Genomic DNA, 12,593 nt, shown 5'->3' on the forward strand with positions numbered 1-12,593 from the left:
CCCGCGAGAACACTTGTTCCCGCGGGCCGGGAGAGTCTTTGCCTTCCCGCTTAAGGGGGATAAACAGATGAACTTTTCACGCTTCTTCGTCGACCGTCCGGTCTTCGCTGGCGTTCTGTCGGTCCTGATCTTCGTTGCCGGTCTGATCGGCATGACAGGTTTGCCGATCTCGGAATATCCGGAAGTCGTGCCGCCACAAATCGTGGTTCGCGCACAATATCCCGGCGCCAACCCAGCCGTTATTTCCGAAACCGTCGCCACGCCGCTTGAAGAACAGATCAACGGCGTCGAAGGCATGCTTTATATGCAGAGCCAGGCGACCGCCGACGGCGTCATGACGCTGACCGTCACGTTTGCGCTCGGCACCGATCCCGATCAGGCCCAGCAGCTGGTGCAGAACCGTATTTCGCAGGCCGAACCGCGCCTGCCGGAAGAAGTGCGTACCCTTGGCGTCACAACTGCCAAAAGCTCGCCCGACCTGACGCTGGTCGTTCACCTTATCTCGCCCGATGGGCGATATGACGTGAACTATCTGCGCAATTACGCCGTTCTGAACGTCAAGGACCGTATAGCCCGCATTCCGGGCGTCGGTCAGGTGCAGATATTCGGCGGCGGTGATTATTCGATGCGCGTCTGGATTGACCCGCAGAAGGCAGCCGAACGCGGACTTTCTGCAAGCGATATCGCCACTGCCATCCGCCAGCAGAACGTTCAGGCTGCTGCCGGTGTCATCGGCGCATCGCCGTCCGTTTCGGGTCTCGACCTTCAGCTATCCGTCAATGCGCAAGGCCGTCTCCAGTCACCGGAAGAATTTGCCAATATCGTCGTGAAATCAGGCAGCGAAGGTGAAATCACCCGGCTGGGCGATGTTGCGCGTGTCGAAATGGGCGCCGCTGATTATTCCCTGCGCTCGCTGCTCGACAACAAGTCGGCTGTCGGCATGGGTGTGTTTCAGGCACCAGGCTCCAATGCGCTTGAAATTTCCGAAAACGTCCATGCCGCCATGGCCGACCTGAAGAAAACCATGCCGGAAGGTGTGGATTTCGACATCGTCTATGACACGACGGCGTTTGTGAAAGCCTCTATCGAGTCTGTCATTCACACCCTGCTCGAAGCCATTGTTCTCGTGGTGATCGTCGTCATCATGTTCCTGCAGACATGGCGCGCCTCCATCATTCCACTGGTTGCCGTTCCCGTTTCCATCGTCGGCACGTTTGCCGTCATGTATGTGTTCGGCTTCTCCATCAATGCGCTCAGCCTCTTCGGCCTCGTGCTTGCCATCGGCATCGTGGTCGATGACGCCATCGTGGTGGTGGAAAATGTCGAGCGTAACATCGAACAGGGCCTGTCACCGGTCGAGGCAACCTATCGCGCCATGCAGGAAGTGTCCGGGCCGATTATTGCCATCGCGCTGGTGCTGGTTGCGGTCTTCGTGCCGCTTGCCTTCATCACCGGCCTGACCGGTCAGTTCTACCGCCAGTTCGCTCTCACCATCGCGATCTCGACGGTGATCTCCGCCTTCAACTCGCTGACACTTTCACCTGCTCTGGCAGCTCTGCTGCTGCGCGGTCACGATGCGCCGAAGGATCGGCTGACCCGGATCATGGACAAGCTGTTTGGCTGGTTCTTCCGTGGCTTCAACCGTTTCTTTGGTGCCAGCTCAAACGCCTATGGGCGCGGCGTTGGCAGCATTCTCTCGCGCAAGTCACTGGTGATGGGCCTCTATGTCGTGCTGCTCGGCGTCACCTTCGTGCTGTTCCGTGCAGTGCCCGGCGGCTTCGTTCCAGCGCAGGACAAGCAATATCTGATCGGCTTCGCGCAATTGCCGGATGCGGCAACGCTCGACCGTTCGGAAGACGTGATCCGCCGCATGAGCGACATTGCCCTCAAGCATCCGGGTGTGGCCAATGCCATCGCCTTCCCCGGCCTGTCGATCAATGGTTTCACCAACTCATCGAACTCCGGCATCGTTTTCGTGACGCTGAAGCCGTTCGAGGAGCGCAAGACGCCGGAACTTTCGGCCAATGCAATCACGGGAGAACTAAACCAGCAGTTCGGTGCCATTCAGGACGCCTTCATTGCCATGTTCCCGCCACCGCCCGTTCAGGGTCTCGGCACGACAGGCGGTTTCAAGCTCCAGCTTGAGGATCGCAACGGGCTTGGCTTCAAGGCGCTGGACGATGCGACCAAGGCGTTTCTCGCCAAGGCCTATCAGACACCCGAGCTGGCTGGTCTCTACTCGAGCTACCAGATCAATGTGCCGCAGCTTTATGCCGATCTTGATCGCACGAAGGCACGGCAGCTGGGCGTGGCGGTGACCGATGTGTTCGAAACCCTGCAGATTTATCTGGGTTCGCTCTATGTCAACGACTTCAATGCCTTTGGACGCACCTACAGCGTGCGCATTCAGGCCGATGCTAATTATCGCAGCCATGCCGAGGATATCGGCAAGCTGAAAGTGCGTTCGCAGTCGGGCGAGATGATCCCGCTGTCGGCACTTCTGAAGGTGGAGCAGACCGTGGGTGCGGAACGCGCCATCCGTTATAACGGCTTCCTTTCTGCCGATATCAACGGCAACCCGGCTCCCGGCTTCTCGTCCGGGCAGGCACAGGCTGCCATCGAACGGATCGCAGAAGAAACCTTGCCTCCGGGCATCGCTTACGAGTGGACCGATCTGACCTACCAGCAAATTCTCGCCGGCAACTCAGGTTTCCTCGTCTTCCCACTGGCGTTGCTGCTCGTCTATCTGGTTCTGGCCGCGCAATATGAAAGCCTTGCCCTGCCGCTGTCGATCATCATGATCGTGCCGATGGGGATCATGGCTGCACTCACCGGCGTCTGGCTGACAGGAGGTGACAACAATGTCTTCACCCAGATCGGCTTGATAGTCCTTGTGGGGCTATCGGCGAAGAACGCGATCCTGATCGTGGAATTCGCCCGCGAGCTGGAGCTGTCCGGACGAAGCGTCGTGCAGGCGGCGGTCGAGGCAAGCCGGTTGCGTCTGCGCCCGATTCTGATGACCTCGATGGCCTTCATCATGGGCGTGGTGCCTCTGGTGACATCGACAGGTGCGGGCGCTGAAATGCGCTCGGCCATGGGCATCGCGGTCTTTGCAGGCATGATCGGCGTGACGGCCTTCGGCATCTTCATGACGCCGGTGTTCTATGTGCTGATCCGCAAGCTCTCCGGCGAACGCCCGTTGAAACATGCAGGCGCCAAGATCGAAGCCCCGCATCTGGCGCCGGGGGAATAACCCCGGCGTCACTCCTTATGTTTCTAATCGAGCGTCTGAATCGAAAAGCGGCAGGCCGAGGCGAAAATGGTAATTTTCGAGTACCGGAGCGCAGCGTACTTAAAGGTACGTGAGCACCGGAACGGAGGTAAATTGCCATTTGCAGACCGGCATGGCGACTTTTGGAACAGACGCTGAGGGCCGGGGCAATCCGGCCCTTCCTTCATGCAAATTGTGGACTGGCATCCGCCGTCGCCCCCAGATCTATCCGTCGATAGATCAAACTTTCTCAACTGCCGGTACATTCGAGGAGGAGCGTTTGCACCTCAGCTGGCCTGGACGGCGCGTACCCGCACTGCCCTCTTTTCCCACGCGACAAGCACAAGGCTGGAGCAAACAATCAACACCGCACCGAATGCGACGTTTGAGGCCGGAACTTCTGCCCAAATCGCATAACCATAGAGGAATGCCCAGATAAGCCCGGTGAATTCGGTTGGTGCGAGTGCCGAGGCTGGTGCATGGCGGAAACCTTCGTAAAGAAGATACTGCCCGACCGTTGCAACAAGACCAAGGCCAATCATCAGGATCCACGCTGATGTGTCGGGTGTCTTCCAGACCCATGGGAAGGAAACCGCGCAAGCGATACCAAACAGCAGGCTCGTTGCCCACATCTGAGTCAAAGTTGTTTCGGTTCTACTGACAAGACGGATCAGGATCGTGCTCAAAGCCCAACAGAAACCAGCAACCACACACATTGCAGCAGGTATAAGATTTGGTGAATGAGTCGGGTTGGCGGCAATCAGTACGCCTACAAAACCACCCATACACGCGACCCAGCGCCCAACTCCGATCTTCTCCTTGAGAATGAAGATCGACAGAAACATCACCATGATCGGCGCTGAGAAGTAGAGCGTCGTCAATTCGGCGAGGCCGAGATGGCGAGCCGCGTTATAAAAAAGCAGCCAGGCAAACAGCATCAAACCGGCCCGCAGGACGAGCGTATTGCGATATTTGCTTTTAAAGACGGAAGGGTGGCCGAAACGCCAGGCCAGCCCACCAGTAATGAGGACAATGACGAGGCTTCGCATGAAAAGAATTTGCGGAACCGCATAATCGGCAACCAGCCATTTGACGATGGCATCTTGCAGAGCGAAGCAGGCATAACCTGCGGAGGCGAGTGCAATCCCGAAGATCGGCTTCGACTCAGCGTTTCCAGAATTCATGATGACCTCACAATGAAGCGAAGCCGCTATAGCTCACGACGAACCACTTGAGAAGGCATGTTCTGAGGTGCGTAAAGCACCTAAAGCATGTCGCAGCTAAATGGATTCATTTAGCGTTCGCGAACATGCGACCACTTCATAAATATAGAGCGGGCGCACTGGCGCTCTAAATATTTGTTTTAACGCGCATCTTTGTCCGAAAACCGTTTCACACTTTTCGGGATGCGCTCTAAGCGCGACACGCTCTAACATCTTGCAAAGGCATAACGCGAGGAGTAAGCAGCTCTCATTCAAACATGCAGCGAGATTATCCGGCAAACTTCAGTAATGGATTTGCGCGCGAGAACGCGTTGAACCAGTGGTCGGAGCACCCCTAAATCATGAATAAGAAAGCGGCTTTGGCCGTGGGCGGCAACGCAGTATTGGCTGGCATTCTTTTGATGCTGCTCGGCGATTTCATGTTCGCTTTGAACGACGCCATGGGCAAATGGCTTGTGGCCAGCTTTTCGGTCGGTCAAGTTTTGTTGATCCGCTCATTCGGCGCATTTTTTGTGCTCGGTCCAATGTTGTCGCGACAACCAGCCAGCGCATTGTTTCAGATCGAAAAGCCCTCGCTGCAACTGGCTCGGGTCGTTCTGGCAACAGCTGACACCGGCCTGTTCTACGCGGCAGTTACATTCCTTCCCCTGGCCGACGTTATGACCTTCTATATGGCCGGACCGATCTATGTAGCGGCACTCTCCCATTTCCTGCTCGGTGAACGTATCGGCTGGCGACGCTGGCTTGCAGTCTTCATTGGCTTCATCGGCGTCATCATTGCATTGCGCCCGTCTTCGGCGATGCTCTCATGGCCATCAGTGTTCGGACTTTTGGGCAGTATTTCTTTCGCTATGACGCTTGTGCTTGGCCGTGTGCTGCGTTCGACACCGGATGCAACGCTGGTCACGTGGCAGACTCTGGGCTGTCTCGTCGTTGGCGCTGTCCTCAGCATTGGACATTGGACGCCCTTTACCACAGGCGAATTGCTGGCATTGCTCCTGCTTGGTATCGTGGCCTGCCTTGCACATCTGCTAATTACCCGCGCACTCAAGCTCGCCCCCGCATCTGTATTAGCACCGTTGCAATATACGCTGTTGCTTTGGGCGATCATTTTCGGATGGATGTTCTTCAACGACTTACCTGATCAGCAAACCCTCTTTGGAGCAGCCATCATCGTGCTGGCCGGACTGTTCATCTTCCACAGAGACAAGGTCAAAAAGGTCACGCCGCTGGTGCCAAATGATGCGAGCCACGGTTAAAGCATTTCCAGCAAAAGCGCGAAGCGATTTTGCGTAGGATAATGCGTAAAAACAAATATTTACAGCGGCTCTAACGATTCAGTCTTAACTGGAACCGCTGTAAGTAGACCCACCTGTCAATTCGCGGCCGTATCGACCCGAACCACGACAGACATGCCGGGTGCCAGCAGGTCAGCATCCGACTGGCCGTCATCAATGGCTATGCGTACTGACAGTCGCTGGGTAATCTTGGTGAAATTGCCGGTTGCGTTATCGGATTTGATAACGCTGAATTCCGAACCCGCTGCTGGCGCAAATGCCTCCAAGTGGCCCTTTAGTTCAGCATGACGCAGCGCATCGACTGTGAAGGTCACAGGTTGACCAACCTTCATGCCGTAAAGCTGGGTTTCCTTGAAGTTTGCAATAACCCACTTGGTGATAGGCACGACCGACACAAGCTGTGTACCCGCCGTCACATACTGTCCAAGACGGACGCCAACTTCACCCAGCTTGCCGTCACGCGGGGCAATAATCCTGGTGTTCTGGAGATCAATCTTCGCCAGCTCTACCGTAGCTTCCGCACTGGCGATATCCGCATTGAGGCTCTCACGATTAACAATTATGGACTGAAGGTCTTGCTTCGCGACAGCAAGAGCAGCCTCAGTTTCAGCAACTGTTGCCTGCGCCTGAAGCAACGTGCCATGCGCAGTATCGGCCGAACTTTGTGTCGTTACACCACGGGGCAGCAAGGCTTCAACGCGCTTTGCATTGGCCTGTGCAACTTCCAAGGCAGCGTTAGCGCCTGAAATCTGTGCCTGCCGCGACTGGATTGTCGCTTCTGCAGAACGCTGACTCTGCTGTGAATTGGCAAGGGCTGCTTTCTTCGTCGCGAGCGATGCCTCTGCCTGATCGAGCTTCTGCTGATAGCTTCGGTTGTCGATCTCAAACAGAGGCTGCCCCTGCTTCACGACCTCATAGTCGTTCACATCGACCTTGGTAACATAGCCTGCGACTTGCGGGCTGATGACTGTGACCTGTCCACGAACATAGGCATTATCCGTCGTCTCAACGCTGCGCTTGAATGGCGGCAATTGCCACGCCCAAAGAACCATCAAAACGCCAGCAAGACCGATGATGAGAGCTGAGCCGCCGCGAATATATTGTTTTCCAACTGACATGTTCAAACACTCGTGGATTAAGTTAGAGCATTTCTGAATTAAGTTGAATCATGAGAAATGCTCTATCTTTTGCTTTTACGCACATCTTGTTCCGAAAACCGGTTCCCACTTTTCGGGATGTGCTCTAACTTGCCGTCACTTCTGGATGGTGGCGGATTTGCATATTTTCAAAAAACCGATAGGCCATCAGACATCCGAGCGAGACAACCGCAATGACTGAAATCGCTAGAAATGCATCGTTGTAGGAAAGCACTGTTGCCTCGCGTGTGACCCGCTGCCCCAGCAGGACCAACCCTTCGGCCTTGGTCAGTCCCTGGTCGGCGAGAACCTTTGAATAGCTGCCTGAAAGCGCCTGAACGCGTTGCGCGACGACCGGATTGGACATTACAAGCTGTTCGACCAAGTGCGCCGAATGATACTTCTCGCGGATCGAAATGAACGTACTGAACACTGCCGAGCCGATCAGTCCCCCAATGTTCTGCGTAAACAGGAAGATGACGATGAAGCTCGTCATGAATGTTGGTCCTTGTTTCATCGCTTTCGTGATACCGGCAAGCATAGCGGGAGGCAAAAACAAGGCGCCGCCAAAGGCAATCAATGCCTGACTGAGATAGGCGTCGTGTGGACGTGTCAGATTGGTCGCATGACTATCCATGAACGCACCCACAGCGATGAAAACCAGTGCCAGTCCGAAGATGGTCGTGACACGGTCGATATTCATCCACATGCCACAGAACACGCCTCCCGCAAGTGAGGCGGCGAGGATGATGAGATAAAGCCCCTGACTTTGCCCATCCTGTAAGCCAAAAGCCTGAAACAATCCCACCGCACCTGTTGTCTGTTCAGCAAGCACAATGCGGAAGACAAACAGGATTAGCGTAAAACGCAGAATTTCCGGTGAAAATAGCCAATGGAGATTCATCAGCGGCTGTTCGCGGTTAATTTCAATTGCGGCAGCGCAAGCAAGTGCAGCGATGGAGATGGCGAGACAAACGCCGATCCATGGCGCTTCGAACCACCAATAATTTTTGCCCTGAACAAGAAGGACGGCCAGAAGGCCGAAGCCGATGGCGATCAATCCGTAGGCAACAAAATCCAGCCAATGCAGAACTTTGGCACGTGGAACCTGTGTCATCGGCAACACGTACACAACAGCAAAGGCGGCAAGTGAGAGACCGATTTCCACCATATATAGCTGCTGCCATTGCCCGATATCAAACAGCATTGGTGAAATCACGCGCGCGAATGGCCCAGCCGCCGCTGAACATGTGAGTGCGAGGCTTAGGCCCCAAGTCATCTTCTTTGCAGGCGGAAAAGCTTCCAGCATATAGAGAAAGCCGATGGTCGAGACGGGCGCAGCGGCAGCACCGGCTATGAAACGGATCGGAATGGCCGACCAGATATCATAGACCAGCAAATGCAGTAACGACGACACGAGAAAGACTGCGATAGCAATTTCTGCAAAGCGACGAAGCCCAAATTGCGTGCGTATCTTGACCAGCAAAATAGTGAGACTTGCATAAGGCGCCATATAGGCCGCGATAAGCCATGAGGTTTCTGTCAGTGTTGCGCCAAGCGAACCTTGAATCTGCTGCGTATTGGCCGAGATGAAATACATGCTGAGGCCGCGCGTCGACCACATGAGGACGGACGCCGCGATATAAATTGCAGACATATAGACCGGCATATGCGGAACCGCAGGCGTAGGAGCCTGCTGTTGGCTCGGCACTATCGGTTTATCGTCCCCTCTCTCAGACATAGCACATCACCTGTCTTTATCAGTGAGTGCCGTTTCAACGGTCTGGTTGATTTCATGAAAGACAGCGAGCGCTGTTTCGAGCGCCTGCGGGTCGATCCTCTGCAGTAATTCTGCACGGATGGCTTGCGTGATGGCCTTAAGCTGCTTGACCTGCGCCTGCGCTTCGTCCGTGAGCTCAATGCGCTTGGCGCGCCGATCCCCTTCTACAGCAGCACGATAGATAAGCCCCTGCTTTTCCAAACCGTCGAGAAGCCGTACCACTGATGGATGCTCTATTTCGAGCGCATCTGCCAGTTCACGTTGGTTCCAATCTCTTTGTTCCGCAAGAAGCAGAAGCACGCGGGCTCGCGCAAGTGTCAGCCCCCGCTCGCGAACACGGGAGTCGAAAAGATTGCGCATTTTTCGGGCCGCGGTGGAAAGACCCATCGTGAATGCGGCTTCGAGTTCTTGCTTGGTTTGAGACATTGTATAGCTATCTATAATATGAGTAGCTACATATATAGTACGCAATCGGGTAGCAATCAATATTGTTCTAATGCTCCTACTGCTAATGAAAACGTAACCCGTCAAAATGAATATTTTTCCCGAACTGCGGGAATAAAATCGGCTTTCCGATTGTCTTACGTCATATCGCATGTCGCGATTGGAATCCGTATGAGGCAAACCATGAAAACCGCAACTTTTATGTCTGTTCTGACAATTGCAACGGTAGCGGCATCTTCCGTGCTGGCAGCACCCGCAGTCAAGGCAATGGACACCTCCAAAGGTCAGGTTCTGGCTGGTGCAAAAGACATGACGCTCTACACTTTTGACAAAGACAGCAAAGGCATGTCCAACTGCTACGATACTTGTGCAACCAACTGGCCACCTTTTATGGCGGCAAAGGGTGCCAAGGCTTCTGGCGCATATACGCTTGCAAAGCGCAAGGATGGTAGCGAGCAATGGGCAAAAGACGGAATGCCACTTTACTACTTCGTGAAGGACAAGAAGGCTGGCGATGTGACCGGAGACGGCGTTAATGGAGTCTGGCACGCCGCAAAGCCATGAGGCAGACGTGAGCCGCCCTGCCCCCGACAGTTTTGAGGGCCAGCTTCTGGCCCTCCTGCCGATCATGCGGCGCTATTCGCGCAGCCTTGCGAAATCGGACGCCGAAGGCGAGGATTTGCTGCAGGACTGCGTGACCAAAGCGCTATCCCGGCGCGGCCAATGGCGTGGCCTCAACCTGCGTGGGTGGATACTCACGATTATGACCAACCTTTATCGCAACAGCTACAATAGCAAAGCGCGCACCCGTTACGAAACGCTGGATGCCGCCGAGAATATAAGTACGACCACTGCAGAAAACGATCCATTCCAGTTGCAGCAGCTTGAAGAGGCCATCAATAGCCTGCCAGAAGATAACCGCGCGGTCCTGATGCTGATTGTTGTTGAGGGATACAGCTATGGCGAGGCAGCGGAAATACTTCAAATCCCCGTTGGAACCGTCATGTCACGCTTGTCACGTGCCCGGCAGCGCCTTGGGGAACACATGAACGGCACGAATGTGGTAACGCTTCGGAGAAACAAATGACAGACCGCAATTCTCCGATAAGTGAAGTCGAACTCCATAGCTTCGTTGACGGTCAGTTGTCCGACGAAGAAAGAACCCGTATAGCGACCATCCTTGAGAGCCACCCCGAACAGGCCGCACTGGCTGACGAATGGTGCAAGCAAAATGAGGGCATCAGACAGCTATTTGCCGGTTATGCGCTCGAAAAAAACGGGGATGTGGGCCTGATCCACTCGTCAACCAGGCGACGCAAACACAAGTATCATTGGGCTGTTGCAGCTTCTATTCTGGCGGCCTTGGTGATCGGCGGTTTTGGTGGCTTTGCAGGCTCCCGCATTTATGATCAGCCCCAACAAATCACTAATGCTGACGCCCTGCCACAACAGGCACAAGCCGCATATCTGATTTATGCCAGCGAAGTGCGTCATCCGGTTGAAGTTTTCTCGGAGGAAGAAGCCCATCTGGCAACATGGCTTGGAAAGCGGCTCAATATAGCTGACCTTAAAATCCCTGATCTCAGCACGTTTGGCTTCCAGCTCGTTGGTGGGCGTTTGCTCCCGGTCGATAATAAACCCGGCGCATTCTTCATGTATGAAGATAGGGCCGGAAAGCGTCTTTCAGTCATCGTTGGGCGAAATCCGCAAAACCGTGACACAAGCTTTCGCTTTGCATCAAGTGATGGCGTTGAAACCTTCTATTGGATAGACGGCGAACTCGGCTATGCGGTGAGCGGCGAGATATCCCGCGACCAGCTTCGACAGATCGCAGAAGAATGTTATCGGCAGTTTCCGGGCTGAAGACAGCGCCTAGGTCTGTGGGGAATTACCAAATATGACATGATTGCATCCGTCCGGACGTCATTATCAGCAAACAGCTTTGGATTGGTTGAACAACTTAGCCAAATGATTGATCAGATCATGCTAATCCTGCAACGTCTGGGGGTGTCGGGCACTATTTTTTGAGACCCGTCAAATAGGGATTATTCAATGACTGCGAATGCGCTTGTCTGGTTGCGCAACGATCTGCGCCTTGCCGACAATCCTGCACTTCAAGCCGCTGTTAAACTGGGCGGCAAGATCACAGCGCTTTATGTTCATGAAACCAATCCGCATTTGCGTGCACCCGGCGGCGCTGTACTCTGGTGGCTGGAACAGAGCCTCGGTTCGCTCGAAAAAAGCTTCAATGAACGCAATGTCGAATTGCTTGTGGCACGCGGCGAAGCACTCGATATTATCGAGAAGCTGATTGAGGAAAACGGCTTCGATACTGTTTTCTGGAACCGCCGCTACGCTCCGCAGGAGCGGGATGTCGATGCTATCGTCAAATCCACATTGAAAGACAGGGGACTGACTGTGGAGTCCTTTGCAGGCAATCTTCTGGCTGAACCCTGGGAGATCAAAACCGGCAGCGGCGGCCCTTATCAGATCTTCACGCCCTATGCCAAAACGCTGCGCCAGCAGGGTGTTAACCGACCGCTCTCCTCGTTTGACTGGAAAGCCGAGCCATCGACCATCGAGCATAAGCCTGCGCGGGAGGCTTACAAGCAGCCGTTCTGGTCAAAAAAGATGAATGGTTTGTGGGAGATAGGCGAAGCGGCTGCCATCGATCAATTATATCATTTCTTCGATGAGACTATTCGCAACTATGCTGGTGATCGTGATCGCCCGGATGTCGAAGGCACATCAAAACTTTCGCCGCATCTGCGCTTTGGTGAGATCAGTCCAAGGCAGGCGTGGTATGCCACACTTTCGCTGATGGATGAGCATCCAAACACCCGAATTGGCGGTGAGAAGTTTCTCTCCGAACTGATCTGGCGCGATTTTCACTATCACCAGCTCTATTATCGTCCAGACATTGCCGAAAACGATATGCGCGACACGCTGGTCGACATTCAGTGGCAGAGTAACCCGCAAGCGTTTGAAGCCTGGAAAAAGGGCAATACTGGCGTTCCGATGATCGATGCCGGTATGCGTCAGCTCTGGGCTACAGGCTGGATGCACAACCGCGTGCGAATGCTGGTGGCATCGGTCTTGAGCAAAAATATGCAGATCGACTGGCGCGACGGCGAAAAATGGTTCTGGGATACACTGGTGGATGCCGATATCGCCAGCAACCCGGGGAGCTGGCAATGGGTTGCCGGTTGCGGCATGGACGCAGCACCCTATTTCCGCGTGTTCAATCCAGTATTGCAAGGCGATAAATTCGATACCGGCGGCGGATATGTGCGCGAATGGGTGCCGGAAATCGCCGCATTACCGGATCGTTGGATCCATAAACCCTATGCCGCACCCGAGGACGTATTGCAAAAAGCGGGGATCGTTCTTGGCCAAACCTACCCGCTTCCCGTGTTCAAGGCGCCCAAAGCGGGTAAATAA

The 12,593-nt window shown here is 54.6% G+C and carries 10 protein-coding genes; 6 read left to right on the forward strand and 4 right to left on the reverse strand.

The window, feature by feature from the left end:
• Positions 1 to 67: 67 nt before the first annotated feature.
• On the forward strand, positions 68 to 3,253 hold the full coding sequence (locus CEV33_RS11055; protein WP_094540542.1) for an efflux RND transporter permease subunit: 3,186 nt from the start codon (positions 68 to 70) through the stop codon (positions 3,251 to 3,253).
• 305 nt (positions 3,254 to 3,558) lie between these two features.
• Here the strand turns inward: CEV33_RS11055 and CEV33_RS11060 are convergent, their stop codons facing one another.
• Positions 3,559 to 4,455, reverse strand: a complete 897-nt coding sequence (locus CEV33_RS11060; protein WP_094540543.1) for a DMT family transporter — start codon at positions 4,453 to 4,455, stop codon at positions 3,559 to 3,561.
• 380 nt (positions 4,456 to 4,835) lie between these two features.
• Here CEV33_RS11060 and CEV33_RS11065 point away from each other — a divergent pair, with 380 nt between their 5' ends.
• Positions 4,836 to 5,753, forward strand: a complete 918-nt coding sequence (locus CEV33_RS11065) for a DMT family transporter (protein ID WP_094540544.1) — start codon at positions 4,836 to 4,838, stop codon at positions 5,751 to 5,753.
• A 116-nt stretch (positions 5,754 to 5,869) separates the two neighbouring features.
• Here CEV33_RS11065 and CEV33_RS11070 read toward each other — a convergent pair whose 3' ends face one another.
• The 3 genes from CEV33_RS11070 to CEV33_RS11080 form a co-directional block, all read right to left on the reverse strand.
• Positions 5,870 to 6,910 (reverse strand): HlyD family secretion protein, encoded by a 1,041-nt coding sequence (locus tag CEV33_RS11070; protein ID WP_094540545.1) that lies wholly within the window; start codon positions 6,908 to 6,910, stop codon positions 5,870 to 5,872.
• A 124-nt stretch (positions 6,911 to 7,034) separates the two neighbouring features.
• Entirely contained in the window at positions 7,035 to 8,669 is a 1,635-nt protein-coding gene (locus CEV33_RS11075; RefSeq protein ID WP_094540546.1) for an MFS transporter, read from the reverse strand.
• Between the two features lie 6 nt (positions 8,670 to 8,675).
• Complete coding sequence (locus CEV33_RS11080; RefSeq protein WP_094540547.1) at positions 8,676 to 9,134, reverse strand: MarR family winged helix-turn-helix transcriptional regulator; 459 nt, start codon at positions 9,132 to 9,134, stop codon at positions 8,676 to 8,678.
• Positions 9,135 to 9,335: 201 nt separating this feature from the next.
• Here CEV33_RS11080 and CEV33_RS11085 point away from each other — a divergent pair, with 201 nt between their 5' ends.
• The 4 genes from CEV33_RS11085 (at position 9,336) to CEV33_RS11100 (ending at position 12,593) form a co-directional block, all read left to right on the forward strand.
• A complete protein-coding gene (locus CEV33_RS11085) occupies positions 9,336 to 9,716 on the forward strand; it encodes a COG4315 family predicted lipoprotein (RefSeq protein WP_094540548.1) in 381 nt (126 codons plus the stop codon).
• Positions 9,688 to 10,239 (forward strand): sigma-70 family RNA polymerase sigma factor, encoded by a 552-nt coding sequence (locus CEV33_RS11090; protein ID WP_094540549.1) that lies wholly within the window; start codon positions 9,688 to 9,690, stop codon positions 10,237 to 10,239. The genes CEV33_RS11085 and CEV33_RS11090 overlap by 29 nt, the downstream gene beginning before the upstream one ends.
• Positions 10,236 to 11,015: an anti-sigma factor family protein gene (locus tag CEV33_RS11095; protein ID WP_094540550.1), complete on the forward strand. Its 780-nt coding sequence runs from the start codon at positions 10,236 to 10,238 to the stop codon at positions 11,013 to 11,015. Before CEV33_RS11090 ends, CEV33_RS11095 begins: the two co-directional genes overlap by 4 nt.
• A gap of 189 nt (positions 11,016 to 11,204) precedes the next feature.
• A complete protein-coding gene (locus CEV33_RS11100; protein WP_094540551.1) occupies positions 11,205 to 12,593 on the forward strand; it encodes a cryptochrome/photolyase family protein in 1,389 nt (462 codons plus the stop codon).

The organism is Brucella grignonensis (genome assembly GCF_002252505.1).
GTDB classification, from domain to species: domain Bacteria; phylum Pseudomonadota; class Alphaproteobacteria; order Rhizobiales; family Rhizobiaceae; genus Brucella; species Brucella grignonensis.